Annotated in this window: 9 protein-coding genes; 6 read left to right on the plus strand and 3 right to left on the minus strand. The window is 69.2% G+C overall.

What is annotated here, in order from left to right:
- Nucleotides 1-210: 210 nt before the first annotated feature.
- A complete protein-coding gene (locus tag LLH23_21910; protein MCE5241128.1) occupies nt 211-1,245 on the plus strand; it encodes a Gfo/Idh/MocA family oxidoreductase in 1,035 nt (344 codons plus the stop codon).
- Between the two features lie 45 nt (nt 1,246-1,290).
- Complete coding sequence (locus LLH23_21915) at nt 1,291-2,550, plus strand: Gfo/Idh/MocA family oxidoreductase (GenBank protein ID MCE5241129.1); 1,260 nt, start codon at nt 1,291-1,293, stop codon at nt 2,548-2,550.
- 16 nt (nt 2,551-2,566) lie between these two features.
- On the opposite strand, the gene LLH23_21920 is transcribed toward LLH23_21915, so the two are convergent.
- The 3 genes from LLH23_21920 to LLH23_21930 all read right to left on the minus strand — a co-directional run bounded on the left by LLH23_21920 (nt 2,567) and on the right by LLH23_21930 (nt 12,547).
- Nucleotides 2,567-6,430, minus strand: coding sequence for a PQQ-binding-like beta-propeller repeat protein (locus LLH23_21920; GenBank protein MCE5241130.1), 3,864 nt, complete (start codon nt 6,428-6,430; stop codon nt 2,567-2,569).
- A gap of 167 nt (nt 6,431-6,597) precedes the next feature.
- Entirely contained in the window at nt 6,598-8,544 is a 1,947-nt protein-coding gene (locus LLH23_21925) for an alkaline phosphatase family protein (GenBank protein MCE5241131.1), read from the minus strand.
- Between the two features lie 301 nt (nt 8,545-8,845).
- Nucleotides 8,846-12,547 carry a hypothetical protein gene (locus tag LLH23_21930; GenBank protein ID MCE5241132.1) on the minus strand — a complete coding sequence of 1,234 codons (3,702 nt, stop codon included), beginning with the start codon at nt 12,545-12,547 and terminating at the stop codon, nt 8,846-8,848.
- Between the two features lie 252 nt (nt 12,548-12,799).
- Here LLH23_21930 and LLH23_21935 point away from each other — a divergent pair, with 252 nt between their 5' ends.
- The 4 genes from LLH23_21935 (at nt 12,800) to LLH23_21950 (ending at nt 19,028) form a co-directional block, all read left to right on the plus strand.
- The gene (locus LLH23_21935; protein ID MCE5241133.1) at nt 12,800-15,895 is read left to right on the plus strand and encodes an NAD-glutamate dehydrogenase; all 3,096 of its coding nucleotides are present in this window, start codon (nt 12,800-12,802) and stop codon (nt 15,893-15,895) included.
- Nucleotides 15,896-15,915: 20 nt separating this feature from the next.
- Nucleotides 15,916-16,989: a hypothetical protein gene (locus tag LLH23_21940; protein ID MCE5241134.1), complete on the plus strand. Its 1,074-nt coding sequence runs from the start codon at nt 15,916-15,918 to the stop codon at nt 16,987-16,989.
- Between the two features lie 150 nt (nt 16,990-17,139).
- Complete coding sequence (locus tag LLH23_21945) at nt 17,140-18,027, plus strand: amidohydrolase family protein (GenBank protein ID MCE5241135.1); 888 nt, start codon at nt 17,140-17,142, stop codon at nt 18,025-18,027.
- A gap of 35 nt (nt 18,028-18,062) precedes the next feature.
- Nucleotides 18,063-19,028 (plus strand): isochorismatase family protein, encoded by a 966-nt coding sequence (locus tag LLH23_21950; protein MCE5241136.1) that lies wholly within the window; start codon nt 18,063-18,065, stop codon nt 19,026-19,028.
- The last annotated feature ends 4 nt before the right edge of the window (nt 19,029-19,032 follow it).

Raw genomic sequence — 19,032 nt, forward strand, 5'->3', positions numbered from 1 at the left:
TGAACGAGTTCGCGTCAGAACAGGCGGCGGGTGGCGCGCCGTGTGCGCCGGGCCCCGCCGCCTCGGTAGCGCAGGCCGCTGGCGGGGCCCGTCGCACACGACGCGACACCCGCCAGCTTGCTTCGGCTATCACACGAACTTGCCCAACCCGGATGTGCCACGCGGCTACGGCCGAACGCAGACCGACGCACCAGAAAGGGAGCAATGCAGATGGCCACCCCGAAGTTGCGCTGTGCGCTGATCGGCTGTGGCGGCATGTCCGCCGGCCACGCCATGGGCTACAACAACCACCCGCAATGTGAGATCGTGGCAGTCGCCGACATCGCCGAGGACAAGGCGAAGGCCCGGGCACAGTCCCACGCCCCGAACGCCGCGATCTACACCGACTACGCCAAGATGCTGAAGGCCGAGCAGCCCGACATCGTCAGCATCTGCCTGTGGCCGCACCTGCACGGTCCCGCCGTGTTCGCCAGCGTTCGCGCCGGCGTGCGGGCGGTCCACTGCGAGAAGCCCATGGCCCCGACGTGGGGCGAGGCGCAGAAGATGGCCGCCGCCTGTGACAAGGCCGGCATCCAACTCACCTTCGGCCACCAGCGCCGCTTCCTGCCCGCCTTCCGCCAGGCGAAGGAGCTGGCCGCGGCCGGCGCCATCGGCGACCTGAAGCGTATCGAGGGCGCTTGCAGCAACATGATTGACTGGGGCACCCACTGGCTGGACATGATGTTCTTCCTGAACAACGAGACCCCGGCGGTCTGGGTGCTGGGCCAGATCTCGGCCACCGAGTGGCGCGAAGTCTTCGGCCTGCCGCTGGAGACCCAGGCCCTCTGCGAGGTCCTGTTCGCCAACGGCGTGCGCGGGATGCTCTACACGGGCACGGACAACGACATCGGCTGCACCATGCGGCTGATGGGCACCGACGGTCTGATCGAGTTGCGCGAGGGCGAGCAGCCTCTGTGGGTGCGCGGCAAGGGCGACAGCAAGTGGAAGACCCCGAAGGTGGCCGGCCGCCTCCACGGTAGCGAGGCCGTCGCGGCGGGCGTGTGCGATGTGGCCGACGCGCTGCTCACCGGGCGCGAGCCTGAGTTGGCCGCCCGCAAGGCCCTGCAGGCCACCGAGGTCATCTTCGCGACCTACGAGTCCAGCCGCCGCCGCGGCCGCGTAGACCTGCCGCTCAAGCAGAAGGACTCGGCCTACCTGACCATGCTCGAGACCGGCGACCTCAAGCCCAGGCGCGTGAAGAAGTAGGACCCGCGGTCCGCACCGGCGGGCTGACACCAGGAGGGTATCGCCATGTCCAAACGTAACCGCAAGACCATCCGCGTCGGTGTCTATGGCATCGGACGCGGTCGTTCCTTTGCCGATCAAGCCGCGGCCATGGAGGGCGTCGAGCTGGCGGCCATCTGCGATCAGCGCGAGCGTCCGCTGCAGGACTTCCTCCGCGCCCATCCCGGCGTGACCGGCTACACGGACTACGCCCGGATGCTGGAGCACGACCTGGACGCGGTCGTGCTGGCCAACTACTGCACCGAGCACGCCCCGGCGGCCATCCAGGCCCTGCAGGCCGGCAAGCACGTACAGAGCGAGTCCATCGCCATCAAGACCATGGGGGAGGCGGTGGACCTGGTCCGCGCCGTCGAGGCCACCGGCAAGATCTACATGTACGCCGAGAACTACGCCTACATGAACTTCGCCCAGGAGATGGCGTACCTGTATCAGCAGGGCGAGATCGGCGAGTTCCGCTACGGTGAGGGCGAGTACGTCCACCCGGTCTCCGCCGACACGAAGATCAGCCTCTCACCCACGCTCGACCACTGGCGCAACTGGATCCCCGCCACCTACTACTGCACTCACAGCATGAGTCCCATCATGTACATCACGCGCCTGCGCCCGGTGAAGGTCAACGGGTTCGTGATCCCCTGGGACCCGCAGACCCCAGCCTGCAGCCAGACCTACAAGCGCAACGACCTCGCGGCGATCATCATGGTGCAGATGGAGAACGGCGCCTACGCCAAGCTCCTGTTCGGGGCGCTGGAGAAGCACCACTACTGGTACCGCATCTACGGCCACAAGGGGGAGATGGAGAACTCGCGCACCGACGCCGGCCAGTTGCTCATCCACAAGGAGCCCTGGAACAAGCGCCCCGGCGAGCCGGCCGACCTGGCCTACCGGCCGGAGTTCCGCCAGTTCCACGACCTCGCCGCGCGCAGCGGCCATGGCGGCGGCGACTTCTTCATGCTCCACGAGTTCGTCGAGGCCATCCGCACCGGCGTCCCGCCGTATTTCGACATCTACCGCGGCCTGCAGATGAGCTGCCTGGGCATCCTCGCGTACAAGAGCGCGCTGAATGACAACAGGGCGTTCGACGTGCCCAGCTTCCACAGCGCCGCCGAGCTCAAGCCGTACGAGGAGGACAACTGGACGTGCGACCCGGCCGACGCCGGGCCCGGCCAGCCATGGCCGAGCATCCTGGGGAACATCAAGAAGCCGAAGGCCCTGCGGGACAAAGTCGCCAAACGCGCGCGGGAGTTACGCCCCGACTGGGACCTGTAGCGAGCCGCCACAGCCCTCACTGCGCGATGACGCGGCCGTCCTTCGTGCCGACCAGCAGCTTCTCCCCGACACGGTGGTCGCCCGGACGCATCACCGCCGAGACGCTGCTGCCCAGTTCCACGCGCCCCTCCAGTTGGCCGCCAGGCCCCACCAGGAAGACCCTCCCGGCCGGTGTGACGGCGGCCAGACGCCCCTCGGCTGTCAGGGCCAGCAGCACGACCGGCTCCCCCAGGTAGCAGGCCCAGAGGCGCTTGCCGGTCGCCCCGGCGAAGGCCGCCACGTACCCCGAGTTGCCCCCGCCGTAGATCGTGTCGCCCTTCACCGCCAGCGCCTCGGCGGCCCCGGCCATGTCCGCGTCCCACAGCACCTTCCCGTCCTCGCGGTACACGACCAGTTGCCGGCAGTTGGTGTCCACGGCGTTGATGATCTCGGTGACGCCGTCGCCGTTCAGGTCCACCAACCGCATGTCGCGGAACTGCGACGGCACCGACCAGGAGACGAGGTCCGGCCGGGTCAGGGCCTGCGGCCGGCCGCCGTCGGCCGGGAAGATCAGGCAGCGTCCATGGATCGAGGGCCGGGAGGTGCCGCCGAACAGGGCGAACTTGCCGCCGAAGCTCCCCGGCGTCATCCCCGTGAAGATGCCCCACTCGACCGGAGCCCGCCACAGCAGTCTGCCGTCGCCGGTGAAAGCATGGACGCGGCGGTCGGAGTTGGAGAGCAATATCTCCGCCTGCCCGTCGCCATTGAGGTCGGCCGACGTGATCTCGCGCACCCGGCTGCGGTACTCGCTCCAGTAGTCCCACGGCATCGGCTCGTAGGGGATCACGACCTGCCAGCGCGTGGCCCCATCCGGGCCCAGCCTCGTCAGCGCCCCCCGGTCCTCGCCCACCAGCAGGTCCTCACCCAGGAAGTGCAGCGCGAGCGCCTGGCTCTCCATCTCTGCCGAGGCCACGCGCTTCCCGTCGGCCGAGAAGACGCCCACCGCGCCCTTCGCATCCCCGGCGGCGACGCGCCCGTCCGCCGCGCGCACCACGGCTGTGATCGGGGCCTCGGCCAGCTTCAGAGCGCGCCATGGCAGCGGCGCCGCAGCCACCTGCGGGTGCAGCGGCAGCAGGCCCTGCAGGTCCACCGGCGCCGCCTGCAAGCTCGTCGCGGACGGTGTTGCCGCGGGCTGCCCGACTTGCCACGCCGGGAAGCCGGCCGCCCCCTGCTCGCCCACGGTGATGACTTCCGTATGGCCCTGACCCTCGACGCGCCAGCCGGCGGCGGTGCGGGTCAGGGAGTAGACCGGCTGTCCCGGCGCCGGGAGCGCCGTCGCGGTGCCCGGCGTCACCAGCAGCCCACCCAGCCCGATGTAGCACTTGCCGTCCGCCGGGGGATCGCCGACGACCTCCAGGCGCAGACGGTGCTCCCCCGCCGCCAACTCGTATCGCCCCAGCGACACCCGCTGTGACACCACGCCGGCCGCCCGGTGCTCGTATCGCGCCACGATCTGCTTGCCATCCAGCAGCACCCGGACCGGCCCGCGGTCGGTGAAGCCGAGCAAGTCCACCGCGACCTCCCCCGCCACCGGCTGGGCCAGGCGGAAGGGCATCTCCAGCCAGTTCCCCGGCTGCGTCGCCCGCAAGACGACAATGCCCAGGTCCGTGAGCCGCCCGATGCCGGCGGGCGCGGCCGGGGCCCCGGTGCAGGGCTGGTCGAGGGCCCGGACCTGCAAGGCTCCGGCCGGCAGGGGAGTCTCCGGCGACACGTGCAGCAGCGTCGCGAACTCCAGCGGCTGGCCAGGCCGCACGGGCGCCCGCACCGCCTCGACGCGGTCCGTGGTGCCGCTCATCCCCTCGGGCAGCACGCCGGCGGTCTGCAGGTGCAGGGCCCGCCGCTGCGCCCCGACGGACTGCACGGCGGTCAGGCCATCGGCGCGGGGCGTCAGTTCGCCGCGCAGGTACCAGTGCCGCTCTGCCAGCGCCTCGCCCTCGCGCCGGGCCAGCACCCGGTCCACCACCAGCGTCCACTGCCCGCGCTTGCGGATGATGTGCCGCTGCCAGTCGGCGTCGCCCACGCCCTCGAAGGCGGTGCCGACGGCCATGTATCCCGCGCTCTCGCCGCTGTACAGCAGCCGCGCGTAGCGGTGGAGGCGCCCGGGGCCGGAGCCATCCAGCGCGATCGCGACCCCGTTGCTGGACTTGACCGTGCCGGACTCACTGAGGCTGCGGCCGGTGCGCGCGCTCCACATCGCCCCGGCTTCCTGCAGCATGATGATGCAGTTGCCGTCCTCGTACGAGTGGTGGCCGCCGGAGATGCCGTCCAGCAGCAGGTAATAGTCATTGCCGCCCCAGCCCTCGCGCACGGACAGCTTGTCGAAGCCCTGCTCGCGCGGCACCGTGACAGTGAACAGGTCGCCGGGGTTGAAGCCGGCCGCATCAATCGTGCCATACCAGAGCTGATCCAGCGGCGCCACCTTCACGCCCAACAGGTCCTGGCGCTCGCGGACGGGGTCATTCGTGCAGAACCCGCGCAGCAGCTCATTGCACGTGCCGTTCATCCCCGCGCACCGCTGGCCGTAGCCCTCGCCGGCAGTGAAGCCGCTCAGGTATCCCGTGTCGCCGGTGGCGACGGCGAGCGCGGACAGATAGCCGCGCGGCGCTCCGGCGCGCGCATGGGCGATCAGCGCTCGGTCCGCCGCCTGGCGCAGGGCCTGCGCAGTGAAGTACTCGGTCCGGTCAGCCAGCATCGCGTACAGCAGCGTGTCATACAGCGAAGCCGCCCACTGGTGCCCCCACGAGTCTTCCACCGGCTTGGCCGAGCCCATCTGGGTGGTGAAGTAGGCGTCGGCGATGCTCAGCCACTCCTTCGCCTGCGTCGCCACCGCCGGGTCGCTCCCCCCGAACCGCCGCAGGAAGAACCGCCCGCCGTACATGCCGTCGAGCCCGGTCCGTGTGCCGTGGTTGTCGCGGATGCGCCGCACCTGGCTCGCACCCTTGATGCGCGCCGGCCCCTCGCCCGAGCGGTAGACGACCAGGAAGTCCTCGTCGAGCTTCAGCCGCTCCTGGGCGGTGAACGAGGGGTGGTCGCGGACCAGATCCCAGATCATCAACATGCTGTGCAGGAAGCCGTGGCTCTGGGGCGGGGCGTCGGTCCGCAGGTTGAGGACATAGTGGTCGAACCAGCACCGCAGCTCGCGCTGGAACACGGGCAGATAGCGCTCATCGCCGGTGCGCAGGTAGCCGACACCGGCGCGGCCGATCTGCTGCTGGTAGTCCCAGCTTCCCGCCCCGCCCACGCGCGTCCAGGTCTTGGCGTCATCCCCCAGGTAGCGTCCCGTGAAGCCGATGATCTCGGCGGCCCACTTCCCGAGGTGCACCAGGTTCAGGTAGCCCAGCTTCGGCCCCCGGGCGCGCACGTGGGCGAGCAGGGCGTCCACCGCCGCCGCCACACCGGCGGGGTCGCTGCCCCCGAGCATCAGCACATGGGCGCCGGTGCCGAGTGGATCGCGGATGGTGCGCACCACGTGTCCGCCGGGGCTGGGCCAGGAGTAGTCCGTGAAGTCGTAGGCATGCAGGTACAGACTGCGGGCAAGGTGGTTGTCCATGAGGTTACCCAGGACGAGCACCGGCCCGGCGCCGAGGGCGTCCACGGCAGTGGTATCGGCGACGATCCGCGGCTTCTGCTGGGTCACCGCGGCCAGACCCTCAGCCAGCCGCGCGGCCAGCGCGGGGTATTCCCCTGCCTGTGGCGCGACGATCACCGTTCCGGGGCTGTCCAGCGCGAGCTGCAGCGGCGGCGTGGGCGTCAGGGCCACGCGTTGCTGTGGCTGGGCGACTGCCATGAGACTGATGAGAGCTAGCGAGATGCTGGTCGCGGCGGCGAGGTGGCAGGACATGGTGCACCCCTGCAGGGAGTTGACGTGCCGCACACGCCTTTCGCGCCGGCAGCAAGCGCTCCCTGCAAACAAGCAGCGCCCGGCGCGGACACCCGTGGCACCCCGTAGGGCAGGCGGCCTCGCCTGCCCGTGCTAACGGGGCGCCGCCGCCAGCCGCCGGACCAGCCTTACGGCTCCAGCACATCCAGCGGGCGCCCGCTGACGGTACTCGGGTCGTAGGGGACATCGAGCAACGCGAGGATCGTCGGCACCACGTCCACGGTCCGCCCGGTCTTCAGCTCGACGCGCTTGATGCCCTTGCCCCAGAACATGATCGGGACGACCGACTGCGCCCGGTCCAGGCCGCCGTGCGTGCCCGTCAGGACGTTGCTAGAGACGTTGGCGGGCGTGAAGTCCCACCCCTCCGCCGCGACCAGGTGCAGGTCGCCGTCGCGCTCTCCCCCGAAGGAGTTCATCATGCGGTGCAGCACGTCCGGGTAGCGTAGCGTGCACGTCAAGTCCAGCCAGCGCGTGTCGCTCAGCCACCGGCCAGTGTTGACATAGGGCTTCAGGGCCGGGACAGCGGCATAGCCCAGCGGGTCCTGCCCGCGCACGATGTCATAGCGGTAGGCCGCTTCATTGCCCTGCAGGGGCCGCCGCAGCGCCCGCGCCCGCCCCTCCCTCGAGCAGATCAGGACCTCGTCCGGGGCCGGGTGCGCCACCACAAAGCCCACTCCCGGCGAGTAGTCCAGGATGCGCTCGATCAGGTTGGCCTCCTCGCCCTTGATGTTGTACGCCTCCAGACTCGCCAGCGTCGGCTTGATGTCCCAGGTGCTGCGCACAGCCTTCCCCTGCGCATCACGCTCCTGCCCCTTGATGTACAGGAGCGCGTCGGAGTTGCCGCCCCACAGCGCGAGACAGTCGTAGCGGTGGTCGAACTTCCGGCGTGTCCCCTTCCAGAAGTTCGACTCGAACGAGCCCCACACCGTGGCCATGGTGTAGCGGAAAGCCCGGTACGGGTAGAACCGCAGGTCCTCGAGCACGTGGTCAATCGTCAGGTGCTTGCTCACCGGGGCGATGCCGTGATCCGCGCACAGGACGAAGGTCGTCTTGTCGAGCAGTCCGCGCTCGCCCATGAAGTCAATCATCAGGCCGACGAGACGGTCCACATTCTTGTACGTCTCCACGATCTCCTCGGATCCCAGGTAGGTGACATGCGAGGCGTGGTCTATGCTGGCGAGGGTGACCACCTGCACCCGCGGGACGCCCGGCCGCCCGGTACGCTTCCCCAGGCCGTTGAGGCACGACACGACCCAACGCCACTCCGCAAAGGCCGTGTTGTCGTCCGGTGGGCCGGGGAAGTACACGGTGCAGCCGCGGTTGGCAACCTGCACGACGGCGGTGCTCCGCGCCCGGGGAAAGTACTCAAAGAGGGTCTTCGCCGTCGGCAGGAGCTGGTTGTTGTGCTGGGTGATGCCGAGCCCGATGTACGATACGTGGTGGCGCAGCGCCCGCTCGTAGTAGCGCTGGCCCAGTATGCCGTGCTTGCCGGGATAGCAGCCGGTCATGATGCTGGTATGGGCGGGCACGCTCGAGGAGGGCCAGATGCAGGTGCCGTTGAGGGTGTAAGCGCCTTCGCGCAGGAAGTGCTGGCTGATGTTGGGGAAGGCGCCGTTGATCTGCTCGCGGTAATGGGCCGGATCGCGGGCCGACTTCATGAACAGCTCGACCGCCCGGTCGAAGCTGCCCCCGTCGGCGATGATCAGGACCACGTAGCGGTCCTGGCCGTTGAGCAGGTCCTGATGCCCGGCGAGCCGGACGGAGTGAAACGACAGCAGCGACACTACGCCCACGGCCGGCAGGATGAGCAGCACACCCAGCGCTGGCAGCCACCAGCGGCGCCGCCGCCGCCCGGGCCCCCCGCGCCACCAGTGGCCCACCAACCAACCGCCTGTCAGCCACAGCGGCGAGGTGAGCACCGGGCCTCCGCTGATCGCGATCAGTATGAGCAGGCTGGCGAACGCATCCCGCCTGACCAGGGCAAACGCGGCGGCCGCCAGGACGACCGCCACTGCCGCGATGAGCCCCCGCCAGCGCCAGCACACACCCCCGGCAGCCGGTCTGGACGTACCCATGGCCTTTCCCCTCCCGTCCGTCAGGATGGAGTGTCGGCTTCAGGCGCAACCCGGGGCGTCGTCACGGCACAGGCCGTATCGCCAGGAACATGCAGAAGGCGAACACGACGGCACTGCCGACGAGCACCCCCAGCACGATGGCGCGCATGGCGGATCACCAGTTGGTCATTTATGCACGTGTTGGATATGATTTCGCCAGAGAGTCGGGGAACGCCTGCTGTGCCACTGCTGGCAGAGAGCCAGGGCGGGGTGTCCGGCGTCGCGCGCAGCGCGAAGACGGACAGGGACCCCGCCGCTCGGGCTACTCCCCCCACACCTCCACCTCGCTGACGGTGATGTAGCTGCAGCCCACCTTGCGCGTGAAGCGCAGGACCAGCCGGTCGGTGTTCACCGTCAGGCCGTCAAAGTGGTACCACGCCGCATTCATCGGCTTGACCTCCCCCAGCACCTGCTGCGTCTTCCCGTCCAGCAGTTGCACCTTCTCGGTCCCGTGCGACTCACCCATGTGGACGAACAAGCTGACCTGGCGGACGTTGTGGGCCTGGGGGAAGGTGACGGTCAGATCGGCGGCCGCCTGCTGCCAGTACGAGTACGTCGCCCGCTCGACATTCTGGTACTTCAGCCCCCGCTCGCCGTCGGTCAGGGAGCCGCGCGAGAAGGGGATCGGGCCTGTGTCCTTGGCGTCGCCGCCGTCAATCTTCGGGTTGCCCTCATAGGTGCCGCCGGCCTTGACCATCAGGGCCTCGCGGCGCGGGTCCTGCACGCGACCCAGCCCGTTGTCGGTCAGCAGACGGTACAGCGGCCCCACCTCCTGCACGGTGGCATCATCGAACCACACGTCCCCGGTGCCGTTGCGCTGGGACACACCGATGACCGCCACGGCGCGGTTGAGCGTCATGAACTCGGCCGCGCGCTCCTCCCAGCCGTTCTCCGTCTTGCCCGTCGCCGCCAGCGCGATCCCCTGCTTGGCGTCCACGTCATACTCGTAGGTCGTAATCGAGGCGGCCGGGTTCATCCCCGGCGCGGGCTTGACCCAGATGCTCGCCCGGAAGCGTCGCCCCGCCGGCAGCGCCATCCTGCAGCTCGCGCTCATGAACCGGCTGAAGTTGTCCGAGTGCGCCCGCAGCGACAGCTTCCCCCCGTGCTTCACCTGGTCGTCGAGATACCAGCCGACGTTCACGAGCTTGTCGTAGAAGAACGTCTGTCCGGGCACCTTTTTGATGTCCCAGTTGCGGAAGTTGCCCAGCTCCAGGTCGCCGTTGACCAGCGTCTTGGGGTGCTGCTCCCAGGCGAAGTCCCGCGCCGCGGCGAAGGCCGCGGCCTCCTCCTTGGCGCCCATGCCGGCCTCGCGCACCTCGCGCAAGAAGGGCGTCATGAACGAGGTCGCCGAGGCGTCCGAGCCCCCGCGCTGGTTCATCAGGCAGAAGGCCAGCACTTTCATGCCGACATCGAGGTACTTCCGGTCATGGGTGAGGCGGTAGGCATAGCCGATCGGCTGGAAGACCACCGACCCGCGCCCGAGCGCGAAGATGCCGATCTCCTCGGCGCGCTTCATTTCACTGACGTCCTCGTCCGGGTAGAACGCCAGGCAGCGCCGGCCCTTGGTCTTCACATCCAGCGACAGGTCCAGCTCGCGCAGGAACGTGTCCTTGAGGAAGTCGTCGCCGACGTTCTGATGCAACCGCGCCATCGCCAGGCAGCCATACCACGTGAAGGCGCTGCCGCAGGTGTAGCGGTCCTCATACCACGAGCCCTTCTCGGCCCCGCAGATGCTTTTGTCCGGCTCCTGCCGCTCCCGCAGCACCTTGATGTGCCCCATCACGCAGTCCAGGTAGCGCTTGTCGCCGGTGGCGTTGTAGATGTCCACGAGGTTCTCGATGGGCCGCGTCCAGTCGCGTCCCGTCGTGAAGCCGTACTCCTTGGACAGCAGCCGCGTCCCCACCTCATTGAGCACATCCAGGCAGCGCCCGTCACCGGTCAGGAAGTAGATGTCCGCCAGCCCCTGGATCCACGCGTGCGACCACCCCTCCTCGCTCTCGGTGTGGTTGGAGCAGTGGGTATGGCAGAAGCCCAGCCCGTGGTGGATGTCCACATCCCGGTAGTGCTCGGCGGCCAGGCGCGCGCCGTCGAAGTGCTCGCGCGACAGCGTGCGGAAGGTATGCAGCAGCAACTCATGGTCGCCCATGGTCTCCAGGTTGCCCCACCCGCCGTCGCCGGGGATGTCGCCATGGTTGAAGCAGCCGTACAGCCCCCGCGCGTCCTTCTGGACCCACGCGAAGTTGCCCAGCGTGGACAGGCTGCCCAGCCGCTTCTCGAAGATCGGGAAGGTCTTCTCATCCGGCGGCAGCAGGAAACCGAACACGCCCGAGTCGCAGTACCAGTCGGCGGTGGCCTGCAGCAGCGGCATCCGGCGGGTGCTGTACGTGGGCAGCGGCACATCGAGGCCCGTCGCCAGGGCGAACTCCATTGTCTTGCCCACGCCCTGCGTCCACACGACTGGCGGCGCGAGGGGGGAGTAGGTCCACACCGTCAACCCCTCCGGGCCGTTCTGCAGGCCGCAGGGGTAGTTCTCCAGGAAGTCGCGCACCGACACCGAGAGCTGGCCATCGGCCAGGCAGCCCGCCTCCTCCGGCTTCTCCAGCACGGTCTCGGTCCCACCGCCGGTGTCACTGGCCCCCAGCTTGCCCTCCCGCCGCCATGCGACGCGGTTGACGGGTGCGCGGCTCTGCAGCGGCCGGTCCAGCCGCACCCCGGCGGCTCGTATGGTCAGCCACGGCTCGCGGGAGATGTTGGCCAGGCTCTGCTGGCAGAGCATGAGACCCTCGCCGAAGACCTGCACGCGCAGGTCGGAGGCGAACTGCGGCTGATTGGCCGCGCCGAACTGCGAGCGGATGACGAAGGTGGCATACACCGGCCCCGTCCGCTCGATCGCGACGGTCGAGGGCCCCACCTGCGGCAGCGGCTTGCCGTCCAGGCCGATGAGGACGGGGCGCAGGCTGCCGCGCACCACACCTCCGGCGCGCACTTCTACCGGGCCCGGGGCCGAGGTGCTAAGGCGGAAGCCCTCCGGCCGCGCGGCATTCACGGCATAGCCGTCCGCGGTCCGGGCGAGGGTGGGCGGTGTGGCAGGGGAGGGCACGCGGGCGCTCCGCACGCCCGGGCCGTACTCCAGCGCGAGCGGCTTGTCCCCCTCGGGGAACGGGCCCGGCAGGTTCACAAGCAGCGCCATGATCGAGCTGTCGCCATGCCAGCGGGCCAGCACATCGGCCTGGCAGGCGAGGGGCTGCCCACCGGCCGTCACGCGCACGTCATCGCGCGAGAACAGCACGCCTTTGGGGAACGGGATGCCGGCTGACAGCGCGCCCAGGCCCATGTTCTCCGGCGCGTTGATGGTCAGCGGTACCTTCCCGCTCCGGCTCTTGCCCGGCCCCCGGTACTCCTGCAGCTTCAGCAGGTCCAGCGCCGGCGGCTCGATGCGCTGCTCCTCGGCCATCGGGTTGGCCGGGCCGGTCTCCGCCAACAGCGCCAGGTCGTCCACGAAGATCGCTCCCCCGGCCTGCTCGGCGCGCAGGCCGATCTCGCACGGGCCGGAGATGACCTCCTTGACCTCCAGCCGCACCTCCTGCCACTGCGTCCCCGCCTTAAAGGGCTGCGTCACGTCCTTGCGGACCCAGCGGTCATAGCTCGCGACCCGCAACACGACCGGCGTGTCGGCCTTCGCGGCGCGCACCTTCGCGACCGCAACCAGCTTCCCGCCACGGCTCTCGGCCCCCAACACGAACTCCTGGGCGCTCTCGGTGGTGACGCACACCTGGCCGCCTGCCGGCTGGTCAGTGCACACGCGCCACTGGTCGCAGCCCACCGGCTCGCCCATCCGGTTCCACACCGGCAGTGCCGCCGTGCCGCCGGCGAGGTACTCGCAGTCGCCGTACGGGATCAGGTTGACCTGCGCGGCGGCCACGATCGGGGCCGCCAGGGCCACCAGCAGTTGCGCGATGCGCATCGTTCGTTTCCTCCAGCGTCCGTCGGGCGCGGACCTGCCTGCCCCGGACCTTCGTGAATGCTTGCGTCAAGCTACACTGACGCGCGTAGGGTTCCGATACCGGGGTGGGTTCTCCTGCCCGCAGGGCCCCCGTGAGGAAGGCGGATGCGGCGACCGCGGCGAACCTCAATGCGACATGGTCGGCCACCCGGCCGCCGCGCTGTACGGCCGACCCCAGACGAGACGAGCCGAGACGTACTGGAGGCGTTTTGCATGAAGTTCGAGCGAGGAACCTGTCGCACGGGATCGGTCATCGAGCGTGCCGAGGGAATGGGCCTGGATCCCCGGATGCTCTACGAGACGGTCATCGAGTTGGCGAGCGAGGGCCTGCTGACCGCCCGCTGTGTCAACGCTGCCGCCGGTGTGCTGCTCACGCAACTGGGCCTGGCCGAGTACTTCTTCCGCAACATCTCCCGCGACGGCCTCAAGCGCGTGCTGCGCGCCGTCGCCACGAACATTCAGGTGCGCGACGACGACGAAGTGGTGCTGCGCGGGGAAGTGTCCGAGGCCCGCTTCGACATTGACGGTGGCGTGCAGGCGCGCATCGCCACCCCCGAGAACCGCGACCGCATGGAGGCGGTGCTCGACTCGGTCATGAACGGCAACCGGGTGGAGTACTACTTCAGCCCCGAGAGCCTCTACTACACCTACATCATTCACCCGCAGACACCGCCCCCCCCGCGCCACGGGGCCCGGCCCGAGGAGCTGTTCGCCTTCGCCGCCGACCCCACGAGCCCGGCCAGCACCCGCAAGCGGTATCTGGACTTCTACCGACGCTGGGTGAAGCAGACCGTGCCTCTGGTCGAGGTCTCGCCCTCGGACAGCACCCACGAGACCCGCATCATGTTCGCGGACGACTTCAGCCACTCGATCCTGCCGGTCCTCCGCCGCATGTTCGCCGACCTGGGCCTGGTCCTGCGCCGGGCGTATTGGGAGACCTTCCGGGGCAGCACCGGCCGCCTCGAGTCCATCTGCTCGATGTACGTGGCGGACAACTGCCCGCCGGCTGCGGTGGACCGGGCGGTCGCCAACATCCACGCGCTGCTATCCACCCACTCGGGCGAGCTGGACCCCATGTACGTGACCGGCCAGCTCAACTTCGAGGAGTACATCTTCGCCACGGTCGCCTGGGCCTTCGTTCACAGCTTCATTCACAAGGACCTGCAGATTGACCTGGACATCATGCACGGCCTGGCGCGCAAGGAGCTGCGCGACGCCTTCGCCCGCCGCGTCTTCGATTCCAGCCGCTCGGAGTACACGCGCCGCTGGATCCTCGATACCGTCAGCTCCAGCCCCGACCTGGTCAAGTGGCTCTACCGGCTGTTCGACCAGAAGTTCAACCCCGCCCGCAAAACCCACCCCAGCGCCGCTAGGCTCGAGCGCGAGACCGCGGAGTTCAGGCGCCAGGCCGCCATCGCCTTCGTGGACAACCGCACCGGCTACGACATCTTCAGCTTCATGACCCGGATCGTCACCCATGTCCAGAAGACGAACTTCTACAAGGTGCAGAAGCGCTCCCATGCCCTCCGGCTCGACGCCAGCCTGCTCGACCCGCTCGTCTTCCACGGTCCGCTTTACGGCATCTTCTTCGTGCTGGGGTTCTACGCCACGGCCACTCACATGCGCGCCGAGGACGTCGCCCGCGGTGGCGTGCGTCTCATCCGCGTGACCGCCGGCAACTACGATGACGAGCTGGACCGGATGCCGCTGCTCAACTACGCCCTGGGGCCCGTCGCCCAGCGCCTCAAGCACAAGGACATCGCCGAGAGCGGCGCCAAGGGCGTCGTGGTTCCCCACCAGGAGTTTGCCCGCGAGGGTCTGCGGGCCGTGCTCGACCTCTCCGAGGGTGTCATGGACCTGACGCAGCCCTGCCCCGAGGTCGTGGACTACCTGGGCCGCCCCGAGCGGCTCTACTTCGGCCCCGACGAGGGCACCGCCGGCTTCATGGACGCCGTCGCCTACCGTGCCCGCGAGCGCGGCGACAAGTACTGGCGCACCGCCACCACCGGCAAGAGCTTCGGCATCCCGCACGACGCCTACGGGCTCACCGCTGACCGCCGCGTCTTCGGGCTGATCCCGCGCGGGGACGAGGGCACCGAGCTGCAGATCGAGGGCGTGCCGGTGCTGGTCACAACCGACGCCGCCCGCATCTACCGCAAGATCGGGCCCCACATTGACACCAGCGGCATGACCACCATGGGCGTGATGGCCACGCTGCGCACGGTCCTGGCCCATGCCGGCATGCCGGAGGCCGAGACGAACCTGATGATGACCGGCGGCCCCGATGGCGACTTGGGCGCCAACCAGATCCAGTCCTTCAAGGGCCGCATCTGCCTGGTCGTGGACGGTGGCTCGGTGCTGTTCGACCCCGACGGGCTGGACCGCGAGGCGCTCATGACCATCGCCCTCGCCCGCCACACCGAGCCCCGGCTTGACAGCATGGCCTACCCGGTCGAGAAGCTGGGGCCGCGGGGCTTCAAGGTCCCCCGCCAGCCCGGGTCCGTGCGCCTTCCGGATGGCGTCGTGGTGCCCGACGGCGCCTTCTTCCACCGCAACTTCCTGTTCAACCCGGATGTCCGCCCGTACATCGCCGCGGCCAACATCACCACCTTCGTGCCGTGCGGGGGCTTCAAGGACACCATCAACGGCGAGAACGTCGCCCAGTTCATGGACCTGTTCCGCGAGCTGCGCGTCATCGTCGAGGGCGCCAACGTCTTCTTCGATGACACCTCCCGCGAACACATCGCCCGCCAGACGTGCATCCTGCACATCAAGGACTCCACGGCCAACAAGGGCGGCGTGACCAGCAGCGCCATCGCCGAGGTGCTCAGCGCCATCCTGCTGGGCGACAGCTACGAGCGCTTCCTGGTGCAGGACGCGCACACCCGCTCGGGCCTGATTCGCTCGGTGCTCGACCTCATCGCCGCCAACGCGGCCGCCGAGACCCGCGTGCTGCTCGCCCTGCACGAGCGCACCGGCGCGCCCCTCTACGAGCTGTCCGTGCGCACCAGCGAGGCGCTGCTGGAGTTGCAGCAGCACCTCTACACGCGCCTGGATGACATCATGGCGGACCGCGACCTGGTCCGCAGCGTGATCGCCGCCTATGTGCCCGAGGTGTTGATGGAGCACCTGGGCATGGCGCGCGTGTGGCAGGTCCTCAACCGGCCCGAGCTGCACGCCTACCGCGACGCGATCATCACCAAGAAGATCGCCGCCATGGCCCTGTATGGGCACGCGGCGGACTGGGATACCTTCCGCGAGCGTCTCGACACCGACTTCGTCGGCGAACTCCGGCGCATCGTCGGGTAACCCTTCGCACACCGAGGCCCATGATGACCTCACGAGAGCGCGTGCGGGCAGCCTTTGCCCGGTCTGAGCCGGACCGGGTGCCGGTCAACTACCTGGGCAATCCGGGCATCACCGCCCGGCTGCAGGAGCACTTCGGCCTGGCCGCGGGAGACCACCAGGGGCTCCTGCAGGCCCTGCGGGTGGACTTCCGCTCCCTGTCCGCGCCGTACGTCGGGCCGCCGCTGCACGAGCAGCTCCCCGGCCGCAGCGTGGACAACTGGGGCATCCACCGCCGCTACATCGAGCACCCCAGCGGCGGCTACTGGGACTACTGCGACTTCCCGCTGCGCGAGGCCACCGTCGAGCAGGTCGCCGACTGGCCGCTACCCTCCCCCGACGACTTCGATCTCTCCGGCCTCGCCGACCAGTGCCGCCGTCACGACCCGTATGCCCTCAACGGCTCGGCGGGCTATGGCGACATCATCAACGGCAACGGGATGCTGCGGGGCATGGAGCAGACGCTGGTGGACCTGGTGACCGACGACCCGGCAGGGCTGCTGCTCGCCGACCGTCGCCTGGCCATCCAGCTCGAGGTGACCGCCCGCATGCTGGAGGCCGCGCGGGGCCGGGCGGACTTCATCTGGCTCGGCGAGGACCTCGGCACCCAGATCGCCCCCATCATCAGCCCCGCCGTCTTCCGCAAGCATATCCGGCCGCGCTACCAGCCCTTCTGCGATCTGGCCCGGGCGCACGGCGCGTACGTGATGATGCACTGCTGCGGCTCCAGCAGTTGGGCCTTCGAGGACTTCATCGCCATGGGCATTCACGTGGTGGACACGCTCCAGCCCGAGGCCACCAACATGGAGCCGGCGTACCTCAAGCGCACCTTCGGCGACCGCCTGGCCTTCCACGGCGCCATCTCAACGGCCGGGCCGCTCGCCTACGGCACGCGGGAGGATGTGGTCGCCTGCGTGCGCGAGACGCTCGACATCATGATGCCGGGTGGCGGCTACTGCCTGGCCCCGACCCACCAGATCCAGGACAACACGCCGACCGAGAACGTGCTGGCGATGTACGAGACCGCCTGGACCCATGGCGTCTACAGCCGCGCCTGATGTCGTGTGCCGCAAGTCCCTTGCCATATTGCCGTAGCGCGGGCGGCTCGCCCGCGCGGGCAGGCGAGCCGCCTGCCCTACTGGAGGCAGGTCCCCTCCACAGATCATCCCGGCCCGCACCGGGCCGCCCACAGACAGGGGAACGCGCACATGCTCATTGACGTCCACGGTCACATTGGTCGCGTCCTGCCAGACCGGCGGGAGTTCGTTGATGTCACGAACTTGATCGCCAAGATGGATGCCTGGGGCCTTGACCGGACGTGCGTCCTGGCGCTCAGCGAGCACCCTGAGGGAGCCTACCTGGAGAGTGACACCGAGGACGTCATCGGCGTCTGCGCCCAGTACCCCGACCGGCTCACGCCCTTCTGTCTGATTGACCCGCGCTACGGCAACCGCGCCGACATGGACTTCACCCACCTGCTCGAGGAATACACCGCCCGTGGCTGCAGGGGCCTCGGCGAGCTCCTGCCCAAGCTCGACTTCGATGACCCCCGCTGCCTGAACCTGTACCGCCAGGCGGGCCGGTTCGGGCTGCCGGTGCTCTTCGACATGCAGGACCGCCCGGACGGCTACGGCCTGCGCGACGAGTTCGGGCTGCCCCGGCTGCAGCGCGCCCTGCAGCACTGCCCCGAGACAGTCTTCATCGGCCACGGCCCGACCTTCTGGGCCGAGATCTCCGGCGAAGTCCCCGCCGACAACCGGTCCGGCTACCCCAAGGGCCCCGTCGCGCCCGGTGGAGCCGTGCCGCGGCTGATGCGGCAGTACGCCAACCTGTGGGCGGACATCTCGGCCGGCAGCGGCCACAATGCCCTCACCCGTGACCCGGGCGTCGGCCTGGAGTTTCTCGACGAGTTCCAGGACCAGCTCATGTTCGGCACGGACTCCTGCGCGCGCCGCGACGTCAATGGCATCTACCCCAACGTGCAGTTCGTCCGCGACCTGCGCGAGGGCCGGAAGCTGTCCGCGAGCGCCCTTCAGAAGATCGAGTGGCGCAACGCTGTCCGCCTGCTGGGCCTGCCGGTGACCGGCGAGGCCTGAGGCCCGCCAGGGCCACTGCCCGGGAGACGATGCGCGTGATCTACCACAACCGCCTGCAGAAGCTCACGGACCCTCCGCCCCTGCTGGCGGACTTCCCCGAGTTCGTGGAACCCCTGCGCTGCGACGACCGCTACCTCGCCCCGCCGGTGGTGAACGAGCCCCACGCCGACCTGACCGTCCGCGCCTGGCGCTACTGGTACAACGTCCGCGGGATCGTGGAGATGGAGAACCGGCTGGAGGCCAAAGCCACCGCGGTCCTCATGGTCCACCCGTGGGGGATTGACGATGGCCATGGCCTGCCCACGCCGGAGCCCGCGGGCTGCGCGTTCTTTTGCACCCGCAGAAAGAACCTGCTCGTCCGGCCGCATATCGAGCAGGTCATCAACCCCTTCCTCGGGCGGCTGCGGGACCGCGTGGCGCTGGTCGGCTACTCGATGCCGCGGACGGAGGACGACCTCCGCAAGCTGCTCTACGCCTCCATCAACACGCCACCAGAGGCACTCGACCCCGAGGCGGGGGAGAGGCAACTGGCGGAGCTGCTCGCGGCGCAACCGTTCACCGGCCAGCCCCTGGCGACCGAGATCGAGTTGGACCCCGCCCACCCGGCGCGCAGCTACATGCTGCAGACGCCCTCCACCGACGCCCATCGCGGCTGCAACGGTGAGGGCTTCTGGGAGCTGCCCATGCCGGTGCACGCCGCCCTGGACCGCCGCCCCACAGACCTGGTGTTCTACGACGCCGAGGGCTATGAGCAGGTGCGGGATCACCTGCAGAGCCGGGGCGTGCGACACGTGCTGCTGCTGGGCTACGCCACGGACATGTGCGTGAAGGCCACCACCTGCGGCTACGACAACCTGTGCCAGGACTTCAACGTCTTCCTCGTTGGCGACGCGACACTGGCCACCTTCCCCGCGAGCACCACGCCGCGCTTCGCGACGCAGGTGGCCCTGCACAACGCGGCGCTGTGGCAACTCGTGACGCAGGTGGGGTGGGTGAACTAGTAGG

This window comes from bacterium (assembly GCA_021372615.1).
Lineage (GTDB): Bacteria > Armatimonadota > Zipacnadia > Zipacnadales > UBA11051 > JAJFUB01.